The 23,252-nt window shown below is 59.1% G+C and carries 22 protein-coding genes; 7 read left to right on the plus strand and 15 right to left on the minus strand.

Annotated features, from left to right (window positions below):
- Positions 1 to 21 precede the first annotated feature (21 nt).
- The 3 genes from AO353_RS28275 to AO353_RS28290 all read right to left on the minus strand — a co-directional run bounded on the left by AO353_RS28275 (position 22) and on the right by AO353_RS28290 (position 4,044).
- On the minus strand, positions 22 to 1,296 hold the full coding sequence (locus AO353_RS28275) for an NAD(P)/FAD-dependent oxidoreductase (RefSeq protein WP_054597945.1): 1,275 nt from the start codon (positions 1,294 to 1,296) through the stop codon (positions 22 to 24).
- Between the two features lie 55 nt (positions 1,297 to 1,351).
- Positions 1,352 to 2,020, minus strand: a complete 669-nt coding sequence (locus AO353_RS28280) for a haloacid dehalogenase type II (protein WP_019689732.1) — start codon at positions 2,018 to 2,020, stop codon at positions 1,352 to 1,354.
- A gap of 551 nt (positions 2,021 to 2,571) precedes the next feature.
- Positions 2,572 to 4,044, minus strand: a complete 1,473-nt coding sequence (locus tag AO353_RS28290; RefSeq protein WP_054597947.1) for an aldehyde dehydrogenase family protein — start codon at positions 4,042 to 4,044, stop codon at positions 2,572 to 2,574.
- Positions 4,045 to 4,286: 242 nt separating this feature from the next.
- Between AO353_RS28290 and AO353_RS28295 the strand changes: the two genes are divergently transcribed.
- The gene (locus tag AO353_RS28295; protein WP_054597948.1) at positions 4,287 to 5,144 is read left to right on the plus strand and encodes a GNAT family N-acetyltransferase; all 858 of its coding nucleotides are present in this window, start codon (positions 4,287 to 4,289) and stop codon (positions 5,142 to 5,144) included.
- Between the two features lie 42 nt (positions 5,145 to 5,186).
- Positions 5,187 to 5,900 (plus strand): cupin domain-containing protein, encoded by a 714-nt coding sequence (locus tag AO353_RS28300; protein WP_054597949.1) that lies wholly within the window; start codon positions 5,187 to 5,189, stop codon positions 5,898 to 5,900.
- Between the two features lie 105 nt (positions 5,901 to 6,005).
- On the opposite strand, the gene AO353_RS28305 is transcribed toward AO353_RS28300, so the two are convergent.
- Positions 6,006 to 6,377, minus strand: coding sequence for a DUF6124 family protein (locus AO353_RS28305; RefSeq protein WP_054597950.1), 372 nt, complete (start codon positions 6,375 to 6,377; stop codon positions 6,006 to 6,008).
- Positions 6,378 to 6,590: 213 nt separating this feature from the next.
- Complete coding sequence (locus AO353_RS28310) at positions 6,591 to 7,127, minus strand: dihydrofolate reductase family protein (protein WP_054597951.1); 537 nt, start codon at positions 7,125 to 7,127, stop codon at positions 6,591 to 6,593.
- 138 nt (positions 7,128 to 7,265) lie between these two features.
- Here AO353_RS28310 and AO353_RS28315 point away from each other — a divergent pair, with 138 nt between their 5' ends.
- Positions 7,266 to 7,745, plus strand: a complete 480-nt coding sequence (locus tag AO353_RS28315) for a VOC family protein (protein ID WP_054597952.1) — start codon at positions 7,266 to 7,268, stop codon at positions 7,743 to 7,745.
- Positions 7,746 to 7,979: 234 nt separating this feature from the next.
- Here AO353_RS28315 and AO353_RS28320 read toward each other — a convergent pair whose 3' ends face one another.
- The 3 genes from AO353_RS28320 to AO353_RS28330 form a co-directional block, all read right to left on the minus strand.
- Positions 7,980 to 9,104, minus strand: coding sequence for a P1 family peptidase (locus AO353_RS28320; protein ID WP_054598371.1), 1,125 nt, complete (start codon positions 9,102 to 9,104; stop codon positions 7,980 to 7,982).
- 81 nt (positions 9,105 to 9,185) lie between these two features.
- Positions 9,186 to 10,295 carry a polyamine ABC transporter substrate-binding protein gene (locus AO353_RS28325; RefSeq protein WP_054597953.1) on the minus strand — a complete coding sequence of 370 codons (1,110 nt, stop codon included), beginning with the start codon at positions 10,293 to 10,295 and terminating at the stop codon, positions 9,186 to 9,188.
- Positions 10,296 to 10,389: 94 nt separating this feature from the next.
- On the minus strand, positions 10,390 to 11,253 hold the full coding sequence (locus tag AO353_RS28330; protein WP_054597954.1) for a carbon-nitrogen hydrolase family protein: 864 nt from the start codon (positions 11,251 to 11,253) through the stop codon (positions 10,390 to 10,392).
- Between the two features lie 133 nt (positions 11,254 to 11,386).
- On the opposite strand from AO353_RS28330, the gene AO353_RS28335 reads away from it, so the two are divergent.
- A complete protein-coding gene (locus tag AO353_RS28335; RefSeq protein ID WP_054598372.1) occupies positions 11,387 to 12,172 on the plus strand; it encodes a helix-turn-helix transcriptional regulator in 786 nt (261 codons plus the stop codon).
- 150 nt (positions 12,173 to 12,322) lie between these two features.
- Positions 12,323 to 12,859, plus strand: a complete 537-nt coding sequence (locus tag AO353_RS28340; RefSeq protein ID WP_054597955.1) for an AAA family ATPase — start codon at positions 12,323 to 12,325, stop codon at positions 12,857 to 12,859.
- Positions 12,860 to 12,983: 124 nt separating this feature from the next.
- Here AO353_RS28340 and AO353_RS28345 read toward each other — a convergent pair whose 3' ends face one another.
- Complete coding sequence (locus AO353_RS28345; RefSeq protein ID WP_054597956.1) at positions 12,984 to 14,384, minus strand: XAC2610-related protein; 1,401 nt, start codon at positions 14,382 to 14,384, stop codon at positions 12,984 to 12,986.
- A gap of 174 nt (positions 14,385 to 14,558) precedes the next feature.
- Here AO353_RS28345 and AO353_RS31805 point away from each other — a divergent pair, with 174 nt between their 5' ends.
- Positions 14,559 to 14,777: a hypothetical protein gene (locus AO353_RS31805; RefSeq protein ID WP_054597957.1), complete on the plus strand. Its 219-nt coding sequence runs from the start codon at positions 14,559 to 14,561 to the stop codon at positions 14,775 to 14,777.
- Positions 14,778 to 14,999: 222 nt separating this feature from the next.
- The gene (locus AO353_RS28355; protein ID WP_054597958.1) at positions 15,000 to 15,545 is read left to right on the plus strand and encodes a DinB family protein; all 546 of its coding nucleotides are present in this window, start codon (positions 15,000 to 15,002) and stop codon (positions 15,543 to 15,545) included.
- Between the two features lie 82 nt (positions 15,546 to 15,627).
- On the opposite strand, the gene AO353_RS28360 is transcribed toward AO353_RS28355, so the two are convergent.
- The 6 genes from AO353_RS28360 to AO353_RS28380 form a co-directional block, all read right to left on the minus strand.
- Positions 15,628 to 17,910: a heavy metal translocating P-type ATPase gene (locus AO353_RS28360; protein ID WP_054597959.1), complete on the minus strand. Its 2,283-nt coding sequence runs from the start codon at positions 17,908 to 17,910 to the stop codon at positions 15,628 to 15,630.
- 132 nt (positions 17,911 to 18,042) lie between these two features.
- Positions 18,043 to 18,477 carry a GFA family protein gene (locus AO353_RS30275; protein ID WP_081013841.1) on the minus strand — a complete coding sequence of 145 codons (435 nt, stop codon included), beginning with the start codon at positions 18,475 to 18,477 and terminating at the stop codon, positions 18,043 to 18,045.
- A 148-nt stretch (positions 18,478 to 18,625) separates the two neighbouring features.
- Entirely contained in the window at positions 18,626 to 19,957 is a 1,332-nt protein-coding gene (locus AO353_RS28365) for an MFS transporter (RefSeq protein WP_081013842.1), read from the minus strand.
- Positions 19,958 to 20,089: 132 nt separating this feature from the next.
- Positions 20,090 to 20,944: an amidohydrolase family protein gene (locus AO353_RS28370; RefSeq protein WP_054597960.1), complete on the minus strand. Its 855-nt coding sequence runs from the start codon at positions 20,942 to 20,944 to the stop codon at positions 20,090 to 20,092.
- 28 nt (positions 20,945 to 20,972) lie between these two features.
- A complete protein-coding gene (locus AO353_RS28375) occupies positions 20,973 to 22,256 on the minus strand; it encodes an MFS transporter (RefSeq protein WP_054597961.1) in 1,284 nt (427 codons plus the stop codon).
- A gap of 137 nt (positions 22,257 to 22,393) precedes the next feature.
- The gene (locus AO353_RS28380) at positions 22,394 to 23,125 is read right to left on the minus strand and encodes a GntR family transcriptional regulator (protein ID WP_054597962.1); all 732 of its coding nucleotides are present in this window, start codon (positions 23,123 to 23,125) and stop codon (positions 22,394 to 22,396) included.
- Positions 23,126 to 23,252: the final 127 nt, after the last annotated feature.

The raw sequence follows: 23,252 nt of genomic DNA on the forward strand, positions 1-23,252 counted from the left end.
CGGTAAAGCCACAACATCAACTCAATGCAAATAGTCCTGGAACCGGTAATAAGCGCCCACCAGCGGCAGGAACCACGGCTTGCCGAAATGCCCGGGAATCGCCGGCCAGTCGAGTTCGCGCCAGGGATTGGCCTCGACTTTGCCGGCCATCACCTCGGCCATCACCTGGCCCATGTGCACCGACATCTGCACCCCATGGCCGCTGTAGCCCATGGAGTGATAAACCCCGCCGTGCTGGCCGGCACGGGGCAACCGGTCGGAGGTCATGTCCACCAGCCCGCCCCAGCAGTAATCGATCTTGACGTTGGCCAACGCCGGGAACATCTGCACCATCGCCGCCCGCAGCACCTTGCCGCTCTTGGCGTCGGAGACGCTGTCGGACATGGCAAACCGCGCACGGCCGCCAAACAGCAGGCGGTTGTCCGGGGTCAGGCGAAAGTAGTTACCGATCATCCGGCTGGTGACATAGGCTCGCCGACCGGGCAGCAATTGGTCGATCAGGCTCTGGGGAAGGACCTCGGTGGCGATCACGAAACTGCCCACCGGCACGATCCGCCGCCGATACCAGCCCAACCCGCCGTGCTGACAGGCGCCGGTCGCCAGCAGCACTTGCCCGGCGTGCAGCGAACCCTTGGCGGTGTTGACCTGATAGCCGCCCGCCTGGGCTTTCCAGTCCGTCACGGGCGTGTCTTGATAGATCAACGCACCGTGCCGTGCCGCCGCTTCGGCCAGACCGACGCCGAAGCGCCCGACATGCATCTGCACGCCGTTGCGCTGCAGCAATCCTCCGTGGAACTGGGCCGAGTCGACTTCAGCGCGGATCTGTTCGGCGGTCAGCAACTCGACATCGGCATCGACCTCCCGGCGAATCAACTCGCAAGTCCGTGCCAGGCCCTCGTAGTGCATCGGCTTGGCGGCCAGCTTGAGCTTGCCGTTACGCTTGAGGTCGCAGGCGATCTGCTCCTGCTCCACCAGCGAAACCACGCTGTGCACGGCACTCTCGTAAGCCTTGTAATAGGCCCGCGCCTTGTCCGCGCCGAGGCTGGCGCTCAGGCCGGCGTAATCCTGGGCCACGCCGGTATTGCACTGACCGCCGTTGCGACCCGAGGCTTCGCCGATCACCCTGCCGGCCTCCAGCACCACCACACTGGCGCCCTTCAAGGCCAGCGCCCGAGCCGCCGCCAGGCCGGTGAAACCACCCCCGACGATGGCCACGTCGACCTGCCCGGGCAACGCGCCGGTCTGAGCACCGGTGAACGCCGGTGCAGTGTCGAGCCAGTAGGATTCACTGCCCATGTCTAATCCGCCTCTACCAAAAAGACTGCCGTGAGAATGCCGTTGCCGTGACGACTCAGAGACCGACCAGCGCCGCCAGCCCGCCGATGTCGGTGATCTGCCGGTACTCGTAGAAAGCGTTGGCCGGGACTTCGTGACCACGGGCGACGAAGGCCTTGTTCTTGATCTTCATGTCGTGGGCCGGCATCAGGTCGTAACGGAAGCTCGACGACACATGCAAGATGTCTTCCGGGCCGCAATTGAGGTTGTCGAGCATGTACTCGAACGCGGCCAGGCGCGGTTTGTAGGCTTGTGCCTGCTCGGCGGTAAAAACCTTGTGAAACGGTGCGCCGAGCTTGTCGACGTTGGACATGATCTGGCTGTTGCTGGCGTTGGAGAAAATCACCAGCGGGATTTTGTCGGCGATTTTCGACAGGCCGGCCGGTACGTCCGGGTGCGGCCCCCAAGTCGGCACGGCGTCGTAATACAGTTGGCCTTCGTCACGGTATTCAATGCCCCAACGCTTGCAGGTCCGCGCCAGCGCGGTCTTGAGGATTTCGTCATACGGCCTCCAGTCACCCATGACCTGGTCCAGGCGATAGGCCGAGAAGTCCTTGACGAACTGCTCCATCTGCTCGGGCACCACGCGATCGGCGAACAGCTCGCGAGTCATCGTACCCATGTGGAAATTGGTCAGCGTACCGTAGCAGTCGAACGTAATGAATTTGGGGCGAAGAAAGCTCATTGAGTGCGGTCCTGAAGTTCGTTGAGGTCATGGCGTGACAAGCATTCGCTCCGTTCCGGGAGCCGTGATGCATCGCTGCAGCACACCGTCATTACACCACCGTGAAATCAGCAGATGGCGTTAAAAGCGACCTCTGCTCGATACAAACCACCGTTTTAGCGCCCCCCCTCAGCAGACTTTGCGGGCCGCTCCAGCCTTGGGCAAACCCCGTATTCATGCGCTCTTATGGGCCTTTATAACGCCGCAAGGCTCAAGCGCACACCCATTCACCGCAGAACCTGCGCCGGGCAGAACGAAAACGGGCGCTTCCCTGAGGAAGCGCCCGTTTGGGTGCGGTTTAAAGCTTACTTCTACCCCCTCGTACACCTCGTAGCAGCTGCCGAGCCTGCGAGGCTGCGTTCGGCTGCGGAGCAGTCGTAAAATCAGAACTCGCGGTACATCAGACAGATCTTGCACACCGGGTTTACGACTGCTCCGCAGCCGAACGCAGCCTCGCAGGCTCGGCAGCTGCTACGGTGTTACAGGTTGCGTCGGGCTTTATGATCGGCGTGTTATTGGACGATATCGATCAACACACTCTTGAAGCGCAAATTGGCTTCGAACGCTTCACGCCCCAGGTCCTTGCCAATGCCGGAGCGTTTGTAGCCACCGGTCGGCAGGATGTAGTCGTTACTGCGTCCGTAACGATTGACCCACACCGTCCCCGCTTCCAGGCGCCGAACCAGACGCAAGGCACGGTTGATGTCGGCCGTGTGCACACCCGCCGCCAAGCCATAAGTCGCATGCGCCGCCAGGCTCAGCGCCTGCTCTTCATCATCGAACGCCTGCACCGTCAGCACCGGGCCGAAGATTTCTTCGCAGATCGCCGGGTTCTGGTGGTCCAGGCCGGTCAGCAAGGTCGGCCGGTAATAAGCGCCGCCGAGCCCCTCGAACAGCCCGCCACCGGTCAGCACTTCGGCGCCGGCCTGACGCGAGCGCTGGACGATGCCATCGATGCGGCTGGCCTGCAGCCGGGAAATGATCGGCGACAGCGTGCTCTCGGACGACCAGGTCGGGCCGGGGCGCAGCTCCTCGAAATACGCCTCCAAGTGCGCGATAAACGGTTCCATGATCGAACGCTGGATCAACAGCCGAGACCCGGACACGCACACCTGCCCGGCATTGCCGGTAATGGCCATGGCCACCGTGCGAGCGGTTTTGGCGATATCCGGCACATCGGCGAAGACCAGTTGCGGGCTCTTGCCGCCAAGCTCCAGGGTGACCGGCTTCGGACCGATCAGCGCGCAGGTGGACATGATGCTCGAGCCGGTCGCGGTGGAACCGGTAAAGGTCACCTTGCCCACCCGCGGATGACGGCACAAGGCATCGCCCGTAACGCGACCATCGCCCTGAATCACGTTGAAAATCCCCGCCGGCATGCCCGCCTGCAACGCCAGCTCGGCAAAGCGCAGGCTGGAAAATGGCGTCAGCTCTGAAGGCTTGAGCACCACGGCATTACCTGCGGCCAGCGCCGGCGCGACTTTCCAGGAGGCCATGCTCAACGGGAAATTCCACGGTGCGATGGCGGCAATCACGCCGTAGGGTTCGGCGATCTGCATGCCCAGTCGATCGGTCTGGGTGGCAGCCACATGACCGCCATGCTTATCGGCCAGCTCGGCAAAGAAACGAATGCCTTCGGCGACGTAGGGAATATCCCAGGCGATCACATCTTTATGGGGACGGGTCGAACCCACCGCTTCCAAAGGCGCCAGGACGGCGGCGTCCGCTTCGATCAGATCGGCCCAACGGCGCATGACCCGCGCCCGTTCCCGAGGCGGGCGACTGGCCCAATCGCTGCGATTGAACGCCTGCCAGGCATCGTTGACCGCTTCATCCACCAGGTCGGCATCGGCGATAGGCAACTGGGCATAGACCTGGCCATCCGACGGCCGCACCACCTCAAGCCCCGGTTGAGCATCGCGGTATTTACCAGCAATGAAATGAGCGCTGCGCACAGCGATAAGGCGAGGATCGAAGCTATCCATGGAGCACTCCAGATAAGGGACGGCGAGTCGTGAACTCAGGCCTCCATCGTAGAAAAAAAGCCCAAGCATTTGCTGCCGACCTTGCCGGGCAAATAAGTAGTAAGTGTGGTCTTGTGGCTTCGGGCGTGCGGAATCTGCCGAATGTTCCAGCCCCTCTTGTCAGGCCTTCACGCAGATGGGATACAAGCACCATCGCGCCGCACAACCGGTTGATTGCGCACACTGTCCAACGGAGACTCGCCATGTCCGCCCCGCACCCTTCTGCTTATGTTTATCGCCCGATGACGACCGCCGACCTGCCCTCGGCCCATGCCTTGTCCGTGCAATTGAAGTGGCCCCATCGCCTGGACGATTGGGCCATGGTGTTGCGCATCAGCGATGGCTTTGTGGCACTCGATGGCGAGCGTCTGATCGGCACCGCGTTTGCCTGCCCCCAAGGCGATTTCGCCACCATCGGCCTGGTGATCGTCAGCGACGACTATCAAGGCAAGGGCATCGGCCGCAAGCTGATGGAACAGGCACTTGATGCGTGCCAGTCACGCACCCCGGTACTCAACGCGACCCTTGCCGGCGCGCCGCTTTACGCGAGTCAGGGCTTTGTCGAGTTCGGGCGGATTCAGCAACACCAGGGCCCGGCGCAAGCCGTTGCACCCGGGCAACTGGCCGACGGTGAAACCTGTCGCCCGCTGCGTGAGGCCGATAAGGCCCGCGTGCTGGAGCTGGCCAATGCCGGCACCGGGCTGGACCGGCAGACGGTGCTCAACGAGCTGTTCGATGTGGTCGAGCATTCAGCTGTCATCGAGCGCGATGGCCAGGTGCGCGCCTTCGCCCTGCTGCGTCCTTATGGCCGTGGTCGCGGCCTTGGCCCGGTGGTCGCCGAAAACATCGAACAGGCCAAACACCTGATCGCCGTGTTACTGGCCCAGGTACCGGATGCGTTCGTGCGCATCGACATTCCGGCGGACAGTGGCTTGAGCGATTGGCTCGCAACGGTCGGCCTCAAGCAAGTCGACACCGTGGCGCAAATGGCACGGGGCACACCGCCGCAAGCGGTCAACGGCGTCCGACAGTTCGCACTCGTCACCCAGGCTATTGGCTGACCCAACACCCTCCACACCCCATTTGCATGGAGCGTCACCCGCATGTCTCAACCTACCGTCCTGCTGTTGGCTCGCGCCGACGGCAGCCGTGTCGCCACGTCTTTCAAGGCAACGTCCTTGAGCGCTACCGACCCCTTCAGGGAACACCGGCAAGTCGCCTACACCGGGCCCGATGGCATCTGCGCCGGGCTCGTGAACACAGGCGAATCACTCGATATCAATGATTTCCCGCACACCGAAGTGATCGTGGTCCACGCCGGCCACGTCGTGTTGAAATCCAAAGGCCAGACGCTGGAACTGGGGATCGGTGCCAGCGCGGTGATCGGTCGTGGGACCACGCTACGAATCGAGGCGCAAGCCGAGACGTGCTGGGCATTCTGTGCCGTCATCAGCCCCAATACTGAACCGACACCTGGGCTGACAGCGCTGGACCGGTTAGCGATGCTCTCCCCTTCAGCCGCGCCGGAACCACAAATACTGATCGGGCCCACCCCGCAGTGCCGCTCACGCAATGCCTTCGAAGACAGCACCACCGACCTGCGCGTCGGCGTCTGGGATTCGACCCCCTACGAACGCCATGGCCGGCCGCACAAACTCAACGAGCTGATGCACCTGATCGAAGGCAGCGTCACCCTGCGAGCAGCCGATGGTACGAGCCTGACAGTCAACACCGGCGACACCGTGTTCGTACCGCAAGGCGCACCGTGCGCCTGGCAAAGCACCCGGTATGTCCGCAAGTTTTACGCCGTGAAATAAGCACCCCGGCGCAACGCCGGCAACCGAGCCAGCATTAACCCACCGACCGGTCGCGAACCAACGCAGACCGGCCGACGGAGCAAGCCGCCTTGCTACAACGCGGTACTACGGCGCCTCTGGCTGATCGTAATTATCCAGCGCCCGATTCACCAACAACTCCCCCAGCGAAATCATCTGCTGAATCGCCAACGCCACATGCCGGCGCGTGCCTTCCAGCTCGAATGCCAGATCGCTGGTCAGCACATTCAGCGATGCCAGGGTTTCCGAGGCGTGAGCCAGCAGGGTTTCGTTATCCAGATCAGGGATGACCGCGAAGATGTTGGAGGGACGTTTATCGGGCAGGTTGCCCTTGTCGAACGGCGGCTTGAGGTAATGATCCAGCGCCCGCTCGGCGGCGTCGTGGAGTTTTTTGGAGTCGGTTGTGGCGTAAGGGGAAGTGCTTGGGGTTTCTGCGAGATCAGGAGTGATCTTGTGCATGGTGAAGCTCCTTTTTACGGATTGAAGCCCTTTCGCTCATCGGGTTTCCAGGCCCGGTCGCTGAATTGGCAGCGACAGCCGGAGGTTATCCATTCACCTTCCCACCCGGCAACCTTGAAAAGCTGTCGGAGAATTCTCTTGAGCACCTGATGTTTGTAGGTATTTCCTAGGACTGAATCGATTGCTCTTGGATCGGACATCCACGCAAGCGGGTCATAGGTTCAACCGATAAGTAGACTGCACCAACCCCGAAGGAAAGCAGCGGCTTGATACCAGTTTCAAATCAATATCCTGCTCAAGGGCCCCGAATAATGGCCTTCCCGACCCGATCAGCACAGGAACAGTGGTAATCACCATATCGGCGACTAACCCTTCGCGCAGGAATGATTGCACCAACTGCCCACCATCGACATAGACCCGACGCACGCCTTGCCTGGCCATTTCCGCCATCACGTCCCTGGGCTTGAGGTTGGAGAAACGCAATTTGCCCGTCAGTGCCTCGGGCACCGCCGAATCGGCCAGCTGTTCAGACAGCACCACGACGGGCCGGTCGTAGAACCACGTGTCGAAGGTCAGCGCCTTCTCATAGCTTCCCCGCCCCATCACGATCACATCCTTATCGGCGATGAAGGCTGAGTAGCCATGATCCTCAGTCGGATCATCGCGCTGCAACAGCCAGTCGATATCGCCATCAGGTCGGGCGATGAAGCCATCCAGACTGGTGGCAATGAAAACATGTGCAGTGGCCATCAAGATCTCCTTTGGCCGACTTTTGAAAAATCAGCAATTTAAACAATACTTGGGGTTTGCCTGTTCATTAGCCAACGTTCAGCGCGGCTGACTACGCGGCTGGAGTGAACGTATCAGACCTGATTCTGGAGAAGCAAAATGGTCAGCAAAAACACGATTTGCCTCTGGTACGACGGCACTGCGCAAGATGCTGCAGAGTTCTACGCCCGGACATTCCCGGACAGCGCGGTCGTCGCCGTCCATCACGCGCCTGGCGACTATCCGGCGGGCAAGCAAGGCGATGTGATAACGGTCGAGTTCACGGTGATGGGCATCCCTTGCCTCGGGTTGAACGGGGGGCCGGGGATCAAGCACAACGAGGCTTTTTCATTCCAGGTGGCGACCGACGACCAGGCCGAAACTGACCGCTTGTGGAACGCGATTGTCGCAAACGGCGGCCAGGAAAGCGTATGTGGCTGGTGCAAGGACAAATGGGGCCTGTCGTGGCAGATCACGCCCCGTGTCCTGAGCGCCGCGATATCCAACCCCGATCGAGCGGCGGCCAAGCGCGCTTTCGACGCCATGATGACAATGACCAAGATAGACATCGCGGCAATCGAAGCGGCACTCGCGGGTTAGCCGGTCGACACTCCGGCCGCTTGATTTCAGACGAGACGCTGCAAGGAACGATTCATCGGCGGTTGCCTGTGCGGCAACGTACGATTTATGGCGCGGGTCTGCCCGACAGCTCTCACTTAAACGTCGTGTGAGCCCTGGGTCACGACGTCTTCCCTGGAACCTGACGATGCAATCAATGTGCTCGAGGTGGCATGAACGCGAAACAATCACACCACCTCAATACCGCGAGATCAGTTAGTCATTCGCCGCTCCCCGCCAGCCGGCCCGATGCAAGGCTTTGAGCAGCGTCTCGGAATCCAGGCCCGGCACGGCATGGCCGTTGCCTTCAGCGGTGTCGGCGGCCAGCAAGGCATTGATGATGGCTTCTTCCACCGCTTCGGTGGCGGCCAGGAACAACTCGCTGATGTGGTCGTTGTTGACCATGCTCAGGTTGTCGGTAGTCGGCGCACGCTTACTCTCGTAAGCGGCCGGCGGCACATGCTGATTACCGGTGGCGAAGGCGATGAAGATGTCACCGCTGTGGTCTTCATTGCCGCCGCCGGTGCGGGCGAGGCCGAGGCTGGCACGTTGCGCCAGACGCGTGCATTGGTGCGGCAGCAACGGCGCGTCGGTGGCCAGGCAAACGACTATCGAGCCCATGCCCGGGTGCGGCAGCGACGCTTTGAGGAACGGCGAGTCGACCTGCTCCATGTAGCGTCCGACCGGGTAGCCGTCGACGCGCAGTTCGTTACGGATGCCATGATTGGCCTGGACGATGGCCCCAACGGTCCAGCCGCCCTGAGCACTGCTCAGACGCCGTGATGCGGTGCCGATGCCGCCCTTGAATTCATGACAAATCATGCCGCTACCGCCCCCGACGGAGCCTTCCGTTACCGGCCCGCTCTTGGCCGAACGCAGGGCCTCGGCCACATGTTCAATCTTCACATGGAAGCCGTTGATGTCGTTGAGCAGGCCGTCGAAGGTCTCCAGCACCACCGGCATGTTCCAGTAGAGGCGCCCGTCATCAGGCTGCTGTTCACGGTCCAGCACAACCAGCGCATCGCGCACCACGCCCAGGCTGTGGGTGTTGGTGAAGGCGATGGGACTGGTCAAAAGACCTGCCTCGCGAATCCATTCCAGACCGGTGGCGTCGCCGTTGCCGTTCAACACATGGACGCCGGCAAAGCACGGTTGCTGGCTGGTGGAACCGGCACGAGGTTCGATCAGGGTGACACCGGTCAGGATGTCGCGGCCATTGGCGGTGCGTCCTCGCACATTACTGTGGCCGACCCGTACGCCGGGCACATCGGTGATGGCATTGAGGGGGCCGGGTTGCAGTTGGCCGAACTGAATGTTCAGGTCGCGGGCACGTGGCTTCATCGTCTCTTTCATGGTCTCTCTCTTGTTTCATTTGTTGCATGAAGGGGCTTGGCTAGTCATCAGCAGAGCCGAGTCTGCCAATCAAGCGCCGGTCTTGACCGTGTTCCACGCGCGGGTGCGCACGCGCTCTATCTTCAGCGGGAGTGGTTCTAGCGGAAATAGCGTGTCAAGGACTTGCTTGGACGGATACACCCCGGGGTTGTCGCGGACTTTCTTCTCGACAAGCGCGGTGGCATCTTTGTTGGCGTTTGGATAGCTCAGGTAGTTGGATGACTCAGCGATGACTTCGGGACGCAGCATGTAGTTGATGAAGGCTAACCCTTGCTCCGGGTTCGGCGCATCGTTGAGCTGCACCAGGCTCTCCACCCACACCGGGGCACCTTCGCGTGGAATGCTGTAGACGAGGTTGCGATGGTTGCCGGCCAGCTCGGAGGCCTTTTGCGCATCGGCGACACCACCAGCCCAGCCCAGCACGACGCAGATGTTGCCATTAGCTAGATCAGAGATGAACTTGGAAGAATCGAAGTAGACGATATGGGGACGCAGTTTCAGCAGCAGATCCTGGGCTTTTTTGTAATCCTCCGGGTTCTGGCTGTTGTAGGGCAGTCCAAGGTAGTGCAACGCGATGGGAATGATCTCGCTAGGGGCGTCCAGCATGGCCACACCGCATTGACTCAGTTTGGCCAGATTTTCTTCCTTGAAAATCAGGTCCCAAGAATTAACTGGCGCATCTGGGCCGAGTATCGATTTAACCTTGTCCGCGTCATAGCCGATGCCAGTCGTACCCCACAGATAAGGGGCCGCATAGCTATTTCCGGGATCGTTGCTCTGCACCTTGGCGAGGATGTCCGGGTCGAGGTGAGACCAGTTCGGCAACTTGCTGCGATCCAGTTTCTTGAGCACACCTGCTTTGATCAGGTTCGGTAGTAGGTCACCCGTGGCGACCACCACGTCATAGCCACTTCGGCCGGCCATCAGCTTGCTTTGCATGACGTCGCTGTTGTCGAACACATCGTACACAGCGCTGACGCCTGCTTCTTTCTGGAAGTTTTTCACCGTGTCCGGGGCGATGTAGTCATACCAGTTGTAGATGTGCACGGTGGGGGTGGCGGGCTGGTCGGCCCTGGCGCCGACCAGGCCGACACTGAGAAGCGAGGCCAACGCGAATTGCATATAACGAGTCGATTTCATCGGGGTGCTCCAGAGCGTTGACGGCGGGTCCGTGGACGCGCGCGCCGCTCCTGCTAGTGTGTGAATTATTGTTATGGCAGGGCTGAAATCAGCATCAAGGTTGAAGAACTGTTTTCGTGCGAGACGCCCCCTCGCGCAGGGCACAGGGGATCAGTAGTTCACGGCGACCATCAGCGTGTTCAATCTGTTCGCCAGTCAGGAACAGGCGGCGGTCATTGAGGTAGTCATAGTCTCGGCGGGCGGAGCGCAGCAGATCGAGGTCCAGCTCGACAACCTGACGGCACTCTGCGCGCCCCGCTTCGAAAAGCGTGCGCCCGAAGGGATCGATCGCTGCACTTCCACCGGCAAAAACGAGGCCTTCATCGCCGTCGCCGACTCGATTCACCATCACCGTGAATGCCTGGTTTTCCTGAGCGCGAGCCATGATCGCGGTGCGGTGGACAGGGCCGTAGGGATCCATGTTGCCGTTAGTGACCAGAATCAGCTCGGCGCCGAGTTGGCCGAGGGCTCGAGCGCTTTCCGGCAACTCAATGTCGTAGCAAATCAGGATGCCGACACGGACTCCCTTCCAGATCGCAGTGGCATAGCGGTCTCCCGGCTGGAACAGGCCGCGTTCCGACGGCCAAAGGTGAGTCTTGCGATAGCTCAAGGCGATCCCTTGTGGAGTTACCAGCAGGGAGGTGTTGTAGAAGGTGCCGGAGTCGTTCTCAGCCATGCCAACCACCACCGAGACGTTCCGTTCGCGTGCAGCGCGCTGCACGGCCTGCACACTTGGCCCGTTCAGGGGCTCGGCAACTTCGGCGAGCTGTTGCGCGCTGGCGAATCCCATCAACTGGGTCTCTGGAAATATCAGCAGATCGGTATCCGCTGCGCAGGTAGCGATAGCCTGCAAGGTACGCTCTAGGTTATAAGCGGTATCGCCATCGCGACCGGTAAGTTGTACGAGTTCAATCTTCATCGGTGATCCTTTCACGTGTATGTGGGCTCGCAATCGCCAAACTGAACAGCACTCGCCAAGGCTGGATGGAGTATGGAGAGCCATAACACGGAAAGTAATCACATCGATGGGGTAACCCCGTATGGGTAGAAACGTGAGCATTACATTGCAGGATATGGCCTGGCACCAGGCGATTGGCAGGCTGATTGAGGCACTCGACCGTCCTGATTTCTGGCTGGCCTTGGTGCGTCTGCTGGATAGATACATACCGGTGGACAGTTGGGTCGTGCTGATTTTCAGCAATGGCCGGCCGCGGGTGCTCGCAGAAAGCCCTGGCAAGGATGGCGGGCCGGACCCGCTCTTTCAGGATTACCTCAAAGGCCTGTATCTACTCGACCCCTTTTACCTGGCCAACCGAGAGACACCGCAGAACGGCTTGTTGTGGCTAGCCGATGTGGCGCCGGAGTGCTTCGAACAAACCGACTACTACCAACGCTACTTCCGCCTCAATGTCGTTGCCGACGAAGTCCATATCAACGTCCAACTCGACGCGGAACGCACCCTCAGTCTGTCGCTGGGGAGTGAGGGCCTCTTCAGTCCAGAGCAGATAGCCCTGCTCACACTTATCCAGTCCTGGGTTGCCGCCCTGATGCGTCAGCGCATGGCATTCGAGCGGGAGGTGCTGGAGCAGAACGCGTCGGCGACGCCAAACTGGCAGAGCTGGCTGGACTCCACTGACCAGCAGTTGGATACCCCGCTCTCCGCCCGCGAACTGGAAGTCGGCCGGCTAATGCTCAGCGGCTGCTCAAACAAGGAGATCGCGCGCAAGCTGGGGATTTCCGCCGAGACTGTGAAGGTCCACCGCAAGCACATGTACAGCAAACTCGGCATTAAATCTCAGTCCGAGCTGTTCTCACTGTTTCTGAACGCTCAGAGCTGAAGTCGAAGATAGGCAGAAATCGGCTGTGGATTCAACCGGTCGATGCAACACAACACCCGTTCCCGCGGTACGGTCGCCCCCTCCCATCAGCCTTTAACTGGACGTTCAAAACCTGCACAATCGCCGGCTTTTTCGCGACAGGAAGTCCCCATGCAACGGATTGTCATTCTGGGCAATGCCGGTAGCGGCAAATCTACCCTAGCCCGCGCCCTCGGCAAGCGCCTGAACCTGCCCGTGGTCCATCTGGACACGCTGTTCTGGGAGCCTGGCTGGGTCGAACCCGACGCCGAACAGTTCCGCGCACGGGTTCGCGAAGCGATCGCAGCGGATGCCTGGATTTGTGAAGGCAACTACGCGCGGCGAACCTTTGACCTTCGCCTGCCCCGTACCGACCTGATCATCTGGCTCGATACTTCGCGGCTTACCTGTTTCGCCCGAGTGATCCTGCGCAGCGTCATGAACCGCCCTCGCCCTGACCTCCCAACAGGCTGTAAAGAGAAGCTCGACCGAGCGTTCCTGACCTTCCTGAATTTCGTGTGGAATTTCGATCGCGGTTACCGCGCAGGTATCGAGAAGGTGCGCCTGTCCATAGGTCCGGACATTCCTACAGTGCACTTGTGCGGTAACCGGCAGATTGCCGCATTTCTCGATAGCTTGCCCGCAACGCCTGAAATCTGCCTTGAGTAGAGGCGAACTTTCACCATCCCGACAGTCGATCCGCGCATTTAGCGTTAGCCCAGTGCCTGGGGTTCAAGAGTGTGTCCCGTCCTGAATAAGGTCTACACCTGTTTCAGGACTACACAGGTTTTACTCAAGGCTGCTTCCGGTACATCCCCGTCAGCATGTCCTGAGAATCCGGCTCAGCGTTGTAGTTGATGACCGCGAAGTTTTTCACCAGCTGTATGTGATACGGGCCATTTATCTTGGACGCTTGCGGCTCACGCACAATGATCAGGTTTTCGGTTTCCATGGGCACGATGTGATGCTCGGTCACGATGTCTTTCAAGGTCACAGCGTCCTTCAATGTCACGGTGAACTCCGCCACTTCTCTCCCCTCGGCATCGCGGTCAGGCAGGATCTTCAAGTCCAGATCTCCGTCGCGCCCCAGAAAGTCCCGGCGCATCTGGTAATGGCCGCCGCGCTGGTCACGGTCGACTTCGTTGAGTTTGTCGTAGTCCGGTTCACGGTATTCATCGTGTAGCAGGATCGCCAGTTCGCGGTCGTCACCCTTGGCGCCGCTGACCCATGTGCCGGTGTAGTTGTGGGGTTCGATGGTTTGCCGCGTTATCCGCCAGATACCCGTCCGACGACCATCGTCAGCATATTCGTGAAGGTAGACAAAACTATCGTCGCCGTAGGCTTCCCGAGAACCCACCAGTTTGATCGGCTCACCGCTGCCACCCTTGGTGTACCGCACCTCACCAATGAGGACCGCCCCCTGATCCTGGTACCAGATCTCTACCGGGATTTTGCCGTTGAGGGTTCCGACGAGACTCTGAGAATCTTCGATGACCGGTCCTTCCAGGCTGGGTTGTTCGTGCCACTGACCATCTTTCCAGTCGCCGGTGGTGCGCAGCATATAGCCGCGGGGCATGCTGGAATTTTCGCCAAACTCGGTCGGAGGGACTTCTTCCTGGGTGTACGAGCGAAGCCGGACCAACTCGCCGTCGCGCATTTTCCATTGGCTAGTGCGCATCCAGCAGCAGCCGCGATCAGTTTGCGAATACAGAATGCCGTCAGTTGGGCTGACCGAGAACATCCCGTTGCTCTCCTTCGCCAGGTCCGTCAATGCAGCGTTGAGGACCCATCGGGTTTGCAGCGGGTCTTGCAAATAGACATCGAAATGCGCCCGGCCATCCACCTTGGGATCTGTGCCGTTGCGAATTGCCAGATCCTGACGACCATCGAAGTTGAAATCAGCGAAGTACAACAAGCCGTAGGGCCCGAGCAACCACGCGTCGGCTTTGTCATTGTGGTTTGCAGGCACGTTACCGGCCTGGGTCTGCAATTGCTGCAGGGTTTCGAGCGTGTTTTTGTCGCGCAAAGTGATGAGCGCTCGCGCCAGTTGATGCGGGTCTTCCGGAGGCTCCGGGAACAGCACTTCCACCAGGTACTTGCCACTGGGGTCATTTACCGCAAATGACAGTGGTGCGGCCACGACCGGGGCTACCAAGGCCATGGAGAGGAGCACACCGTTGACGAGCGAACGCATCCAAAGCTTCCTTGCTTAAATTTCGGGGGCCGCAGTGTAACGGCATACTCCACCTTAGGGTAATTGCGTCACGCCATTAACCCGAAATGCTCGCGATGTAGGCCCTCAGGTCTGTCAACGTCAGTTCCGGCTTTGTAGAATCCTGCCAGCGCTCACCACCAATTGAGGCCCGCATTGAAAAGTAGAATAAGACCGGAAATTGAGAGAGCGGCCTATGATGAGTTCTTAGCGCTTTGGGACAGCGGTGCATTCGAGAACCAGAGATTGGGACAGGCTTTCTACAACCACTTCCGTCTGCATCGTCTCAGCGAGCAGAGGTTGCTACATGGTCTTTATGAATCTGACGGCAGGAAAGCCTTGAATGCAATTGCTGGAATCTTTCAGATCAAGTAACCACCACTCTTCATTGGTCAATGAATGTAATAGGCGGCTTTGGGTTGTGAATTCAACCGGTTGAATCCACAGCCAAATGAAGACATTCGCCGAGCCACATACAAGCATCAAACAAGAGCGCCCCTCCCCCTGCTGCCCCCAAAACAACAAAGCCCAACACTGGACCGGGATTCAAGATGAGCGTGGATCGCTTATCAAGTATTCATTGAAAGGATAAGCACGATGAACCGAACCAGTCATATCTGCCTGATGGCGACCTATAACGAATGGATGAACGCAAAGATTTATGAGGTCGCCAGAAGCCTGTCAGATGAAGAACTCTCAGTGGACAGGAAAGCATTCTTTGGTTCAATTCTCGGGACGTTGAACCACCTGGTGGCCGGCGACACTGTCTGGCTAAAGCGATTCGCCAAGCACCCAGCTAACTACCTGGCGCTGGAACCGATTCAGCAGCTTCCTGCCCTCAAAAGCCTCGACCAGTTGCTGTTCTCGAATATCCGAGAACTTTCGGCACATCGAGTGTGGCTCGACCAGAACATTGTCGAGTGGTCTCGCTCCATTGCAGAGCCGGATCTGGATCACACCCTCCATTACACAAGCATGAAGGGAATACCCGCTGACAGGAACTTTTATGGTTTGGTCATGCATTTCTTCAACCATCAGACGCATCACCGCGGACAAGTGACTACCTTGCTTTCACAAGCGGGTGTCGACATAGGTGATACGGATCTGGTCGCCCTCATTCCATCCGAGCACTGCACACAGTAGAAAAGCCTGGCGCTAAACCAGGTATTGGCGAAACAGCTCAGCCATCGCTCCAGAGTCATTTGAACAATGTCCCGCAGGCTCTTTAGCGCCTATCAAGATAGCGGAACAGTTCCTCCTCCTGGTCGAAGTGCAGCTGCACGAGGGTATCCAGGCGAATTAACTGATGCTGAATCTCTTCGACAGGAACAGAGGTCGGGTCGGCACTGAAGTCGCTGCTCATGCGCGCCAGCAAATGGATACAGCGAAAAATCTCGCGGTGTCCGTGGCTCAGTGCCGACAAGGGGTCCTCGCCCGGCATGCTTCGGGTCAGCAGCGGGTACAGTGTGTTTTCATCGTCCCGTTCATGGCTGGCTAGCGAGACTTGCAGCTTTTCGACCAGATCCAACAGATCGGTCCGCGCTTGCTCAAGCGGACGCCGGGCGAAATCGCCGGCCAGTTGATGCAGATCACTCAGCACGCTGGTGAGTTGGCGGTGTTCGTCTTGCAGGCGATCGATCTGTTCGCCGGCCAGTCGTCGTTGGCCCAGTCCTGGCGACAACCCCAATGCACGCAGAGCATTAATGATGATGACCACGTCGATGACTTCCTGAACCACGGCGCCGGCGAGCGGCGGCAGGTAACCGAGGGCGGCCACGGTCATGGCCAGCAGTGAAAGCCCCATGCCGGCCAGCACGCCTTGCCGGGCGATATGGCGGGTACGGCGGGCAATCTCCAGCGCCTCGACCAGACGATCCAGGCGATCCACCAGCAGCACAACACCCGCCGCTTGTGCAGAGGCAGTGGCACCACTGGCCCCCATGGCAACGCCGACGGTGGCCGCCGCGAGTGCAGGAGCATCGTTGATGCCGTCGCCGACCATCAGCGTGCTGGCGCGCGTGCAGCCCTCCTGCACCGCGCGCACCTTGTCCTCCGGGGTCAACCCGGCACGCAGCTCGTCGATGCCGGCGGACAGAGCAATCATTTCGGCTGTTTCCGGGCGATCACCCGTAAGCATGACAATCCGCTCGATACCGCTGTTGCGCAGCCGGCGAAGGGTTTGCGGGGTTTCCCGACGCAGGCTGTCCGAGAAGATCAGCAGACCCGCGAGAACCCCATCCACTTCAATGAAGCTTCCACCGCAGGCCAAGTAGTCCATGTGGCGCAGCATTGCTTCGGTCCAAGCGCTGACAGACGCCTCTGCATGAGCAAAAGACAGTGTACCGAGGCGCACCCGCTGACCATCGATCAGCCCACAAAGACCGGAGCCCGGACTTTCTTCAACCTCTTGCGGGGCACTGAGCGGCAATCGGCGTTGGCGCGCCGCTTCGACGATGGCCTGGGAGATGGGGTGCACCGAGGCCTGCGCCAGCGAAGCGGCCAAGCCAAGCAGATGTTGTGGATCGACCTGGCCATTGACCTCAACCGACTGCAAACGGGCGTGACCACAGGTCAAGGTGCCGGTCTTGTCGAGAAACAGCTGTTTGCTCCCTGCCAGCGCTTCCAGGGTGGCGCCGTCCTTGATAAGGATGCCGCGCCGCGCCGCCTTCGAGATACCTGACATGATGGCGATCGGCACCGCCAGGATCAAAGGACAGGGCGTGGCCACTACCAGAACCGCCAGTGCCCGCAAAGGATCTCCACTCAATTGCCAGGCCAGCCCGGCAATCAGCAAAGTCAGCGGAATGAAGAACAAGGCATAACGGTCGGCCAGACGCACGAAAGGCGCGCGCGAGCGTCGTGCTGTCTCAGCAAGCCGCACTATTCCGGCGTACGTACTCTGCGCCGCCGTCTGCGTCGCCATTAGCAGGATCGGCGCACCAGCATTGGCAACGCCACTGAGCATTTGCTCGCCTTCCCGGCGGGTTACCGGCAAAGACTCACCGCTGAGCGCCGACTCGTCCAGAGTGGCCGTGGGGCTGAGTAGACGGCCGTCGACGGGGACCACCTCACCCAGGCGTACAAGCAGTGTCTGACCCGGCTGGATCTGCTCAACCGGTATCTGACGCAAGTCGTTCAGCTCCTGCAGCCAGGCAAAGCGTGGTGCCCGTTCGACGAGCGCACGCAGCTCACGTTCGGCGCGCTGAGCAGTGAAAAACTCCAGGGTGCGCCCGGTGGCCAGCATCAAGGCAATGACTGCCGCCACCAACATCTGCTCCAACATCAGCGCCGCGCCGATCGACAGCAGCGCGATCAAGTCCACCCCTGCCTCGTGCCGTGCCAGACGCCTGACAATCTCGACCAACAACACCAAAGCCATCACCAGGCTGCCGAAGGCCCAGCACACTGCCGCCCAATCAGGCTGCTGGGCAAAATGCGCAACGCCACCCGCCAGCAGTGACAGCGTGGTCAGCAGCAATAGGGCGGGATCCAGCCACTTGTTGAGCATCGTTGCGGGTTCCTCAAAAGGGATACGCCTTCACACTCTGCAAAAATGCCTGCTGCTCATCAGTATGAACAGGGGACAGACTGCCGGTAGCGGCAAATCCACCCTCACCCGCGCCCTCGGCAAGCGCCTGAATCAATCATTGTCGACCTGGAGCTCCTGCAGAAGAAACCCAAGTGAGTCCGGGGTTGAGCAATGACTTTTTCCCGAGCGTTGTTCATCCCATGGCATAGCGTCATCGGTGCAGAAATCTCCAATACACTCCATGCTCAGTTCGCCATCGAGAAGACCAAGCGGAATCCAGAAGTAAGGCGTCTCGCGAAGAGCATTAGGCACGGTCGAGCCACATCGTGAGCAAAAGTCATTTCTGTACCCGCTGGATTTGCGCCAACTGGTGAGCGCACCTAGCCCTTCTTCCCATCGAAAGTCGCGAGCTTTGACCACTGTGGCGAGATTATGGCCGACCCCGGTTTGCTTGCGGCACAGGCTGCAATGGCATCGATAAAAAAATCGTGGTTCAACCCCGAGGGAAAAACGTACAGCCCCGCAAAGACACTGCCCTGTTGTCATGGATATCTCCTTGAAGAACGATTCATCGGTATTCTGCCGGTTCAAGCGTTGGTACCGGAAAAGGGGTGGCCGTTATGTTACTGGCCTTAAACTGGAACATACACAACGAGGAGGCTCGCCCACTTCGAGCCTCCTCAGAAGCAATGGGTCAGCTGCCGACCGTAGCGACTTGCTTCGCACGAGCGTTCTGTTTGCCAATCAGAAACACCAATAGCGAACCGATAGCGGTCACTATGCAGAGCGGCATCAGTGCAATTGGAAAGCTCCCGGTCTGATCACGCAGTACACCGATTACCGAACTCATGGCGCCCGTACCCAAGTGAGCAAAAGTATTGATCGCTGCAATCCCGGTGGCCAAAGTCGCCGGCGGCAGGGATTCGGAGCAAAGTGCCCAGAACGGCCCCTTGATCGCATAGTTACCCATCAATACGAGCGTCAGCAGTACCAGCGTAATGGTCAGGGAGTCCGTGAACAGCGTGGCAGCGAAGCTCACCGCAGTAATAGCCAGCGGAATAGCAGTGCTCTTGATCCGCTCCCCGCTCTTGTCTGCACGTAGTCCCCAGTAAATCATGAACGCTGCGGCCATGCCGAACGGAATCATGTTCATCAGACCTGTTTGCATGTTGGTCAGATGGAAGGATTTCAGGATCTGCGGCATCCACAACGACAGCGTGTTGCTGGTTGCCGAACTGCCCATGTAGATAATCGAAAGCACCCATACATATTTGTTGGTAAACACGGCCTTGAGGGTGCCGCTGATGCTGTGAGCGTGCTGAGGAATACCACTTTCGCGTGCGGCCTTATCGTTAGTCAGTTGCTCGCCTAGCCAATCCTGTTCCTGCTGAGTCAACCATTTCGCTTCGCTTGGGCGATTGGGCAATACTTTCAGCGCGAGCAATCCCAGGGTGATGGCGGGAATGGCTTCAAGCATCAGTAACCACTGCCATCCCTTGAATCCGGCCAGACCGTCCAATTGCAACAGCAGTGCCGACACCGGTGAACCGAGAAAGTTGGAGAGTGGTATCGCCACCATGAATAGCGCAACGATACGAGCCATGTACGCTTTGGGGATGCATTGCGTGAGGTAAAGAATGACGCCGGGAAAGAAGCCGGCTTCGGCTGCCCCCAAGAGGAATCGGGAAATCGAATAGGATATCGGCCCGACCGCAAATGCCGAACAGAAACCGACGATGCCCCAGGTGATCATGATGCGTGCGATCCACCGGCGGGCACCGAAACGCTCCATGGCCATGTTGCTGGGCATTTCGCAGAGTACATAAGCGACGAAAAACAGCGTGGCACCGAATCCGAAGGCACTGGCTGTCAGGCCGATGTCCTGGTTCATGGTCAGTGCAGCGAAGCCGATATTGACTCGGTCAACGTAGGCGATGAAATAACAGAGTACGAGAAAGGGGATCAGGCGAATCCCCAACTTGCGCATGGTCGATTTTTCAATGTCAGTACTGGATGGCTTGTTCATGGAAACCGCTCTCTTGTAGTTGTAATAGGCTGCTCTTGCGCAGAACCTCTCGATGCGGCACGAGAGGTTTGACTGCAACGTCGCGTTTCAGGCTTTCAGCACGTTTTCGTTACACGTGGGTGGGATGAAGGGTTATCTGCAAATGCGTGGGTGATTTGCAAAACCGAATAACCTTTGAGGTGCTTGCACGAGCAACGAATGGCTAAGCTGCATCGAACACTCCAGGGCTTGTCGCTGATCGATTACTGTGTCGAAACCGATGCTTTTCTCATGCTGCGTGTGTGGCCAGTCACTGCCCCATACCAGTTGGTGGAGGCCGAAACTTTGCTCCAACAGCGGTAATGCCGATCGGGCGAAATTGAGGTTTTGTTGCGGCGTACCTCCCAAACGATAAATTCCCGATACCTTCATCCAGATCGACCCTCTCGATCCCAATTCGAGCAACTCGGAAAACCCTGGCTGATCAATTCCCAAATGGGCATCCGGCCGTCCGAAGTGATCAATCACCAGCTTCAAACCGATCGGCGTCAATTGATGGATCAGTGCCGGCAGATCCTTTACCTCCCGATGCAATTCGACATGCCAGTCAAGATCAGCGATGTGGCTGAAAAATTCTCTCCAGGCGCGATCGCAAAAATCAGGTAACGCCTTGTCCATCAGGTTCAAGCGAACGCCGACCACGCCGATGTGAGCCATGTCATTCAACAGGGCACGACTAACGCCCGGCTCCAGCACGACCACTCCTCGCAACCGCTCCGGCACTTGCCTCAGCGCCGCCAGCAGGTAGCTATTGTCGGTGCCCAGAAAGCTCGGCTGCACCAATACGCCGTGACTCAAGCCATGGGCACTCAGGTGATTCAGATACTCCGCAAGCGTGGCATCGTAGTCAGGGGCATAGCGCCGTGTAGCGGCCAGCTTCAGCCCCCGGCTAAAGACATGAGCATGGGAATCGATGCCAGTGATCGATGTTGAACAGGTATCAGGCATGGGTTTCATCTATCGCAAGTAATGATCATCACGCTCGGGCGCTTTCGCGGCCGTTCACCGAGACGGACGGGATTGCAGCGTCGAGACTGCGACCACGGGTTTCCGGCAGGCAAAGGGCCGCGATAACGGCCACGCCGTAAGCGATCCCGGCGTCGATGCCAATGGCCGAGCCCAGTGACATGGAGTCACTCATGTGGCCGACCAGAAACGGGAATACCGCCGAGAGCACTCGGCCGAAGTTGTAGCAAAAACCCACGCCAGCGCCGCGCACGTCCGCCGGGTACAGCTCGTTGAACAGTGCACCGAGGCTGGCCGGAATGCCCGCTGCGAAGAAGCCGAGCGGAAAACCGAGGAATAGCATTTGGGTATTGGTCAGCGGCAGGAACACGTAGCACTGCACGGTCACGACGCAGCACAGGGCGAACAGCACAATATTTTTGCGACGGCCAATACGGTCAATCAAAAATCCGCTGACGACGCAGCCACACCAGAAGGCAAGGATGATCACGGCAAGGTAGCCGCCAGAGTTCAGCACCGACAGGTTGCGTTCAGTCTTGAGGAATGTCGGCAGCCACGTCATTACCGCGTGGTACCCGCCGTGTGCACCCAGGCCCAGCAGCCCGCCGAACAGTGTCACGCGGATCAGTTCAGGACGGAAAATACCGGCCAGGGATTTGAAGAAACTTTGTGGGATAACCTGTTCTTTTTGCAGACGCTGGAAGCTGTCGGGCTCCTCGACATTGCGCCGTACCCAGATGATCAGGAGCGCCGGCAACAAGCCAACGATGAACATCACACGCCAGGCCATGTCTTGCGGTACGAACGAATAAATCAACGCAAAAACCCCGACCGCCACACCCCAACCTACGGCCCAGGCGCTTTGTACGGTGCCCATCACTTTGCCGCGGTATGTCGGGTTGATGGTTTCGGCCATCAGTACCGCGCCGGCCGCCCACTCACCGCCAATGCCGAAGCCTTGCAGCGCCTTGACCATCAGCAACTGCTGGAACCCGGTGACGAAGGCGGACAGAAAGGTGAAGAAGGAGAACCACAAAATCATCCACTGCAACGTACGCACCCGGCCGTAGCGGTCGGACAACGTCCCCCCTACCCAACCGCCGATAGCCGAAGTGACTAGTGTGACACCGCTGATCAGCCCGGCATCGCCCTTGGTCAGCGCGAAGGCGGCAATTAACGCCGGAATGGCCAGGCCGAACATTTGTACTTCCAGTGCGTCCAGCGACCATCCACCGAAGCAGGCCCAAAACGTTTTGCGCTCCCGAGGAGTGACTTGGCGATACCAGCTGAACATGATTTCTTATCCTTATAGGTGGAACATGAGGCAGCCGAGAGCGAACCGCGCCGCTACGAGGCCAGTCATGGCAAACAAAACGATGAATCCGCCAGCGATCGATTCGCCGGTGAGCGATCCGCTATCCGGGCAATGCGCTAGCGAATATCCACGCTGTAACGGAAATGCTCGGCATGCCCACGGGAGCGCCGCCACTCCAGAGGCGTACCGGCGTAGTCACGCGCCAGACGCTCGATCACCACCACGGGACTGTTGACCGGTATTTTCAATAACCGCGCATGCACGTCATTTACCGACTCGGCGGTGAGTGCTTCTTCGGCAGAGGCGACGACCTGACCGCAGAGCTCTTCGTAAATCGGGTAAAGCAATGGCCCTTTTCGATTCAGGTCGATCTCCAGTAGCGGCTGAAACCGGCTGCGAGGTAGCCAGATTTCTTCGGCAAGTACCGGCTGAACATCCAGAAGACGAACGCGGACAATGCGAATGACCGGCGCATCGATTGGCAGCCCTAACGCCTGGGCCACTGCCGAGGGTGCGGCCACCGGTTCGATAGACAGGATGCGACTCTCCGGGACCTGGCGTTCACCCGCAGCAGTCTGGAAGCGGAAGAAGCGGAAAAGCGAAGATTGAAACTGAGGCCGACGAACGAAGGTACCTCGACCTTGCTGACGCTCCAGGATGCCCTCACTGACCAGCGCGTCGACCGCCTTGCGCACGGTGCCAGTGGACAGTTTGTACTCCGCTGAAAGCGCAGCTTCAGTGGGAATGGCCTCCCCCGGACGCCAACGATTGTTGGCAATCTGTTCGGCCAACTGATCACGCAGGCGTTGATAAAGCGGTAGGCGGACATCACTGGACAGGGAATTCATCGACTTTATTCACCTTGTTATCTAGTCATATATATGAATATTGGCCGAGTATTCTCCTGATGGATTTTTCTGTCAATACGGGTTACCGAACCTGGCGGACGAACGGTGGGTGGATGGGACCTGCCGG

It is taken from the genome of Pseudomonas fluorescens, assembly GCF_001307155.1.
Classification (GTDB): Bacteria; Pseudomonadota; Gammaproteobacteria; order Pseudomonadales; family Pseudomonadaceae; genus Aquipseudomonas; species Aquipseudomonas helvetica.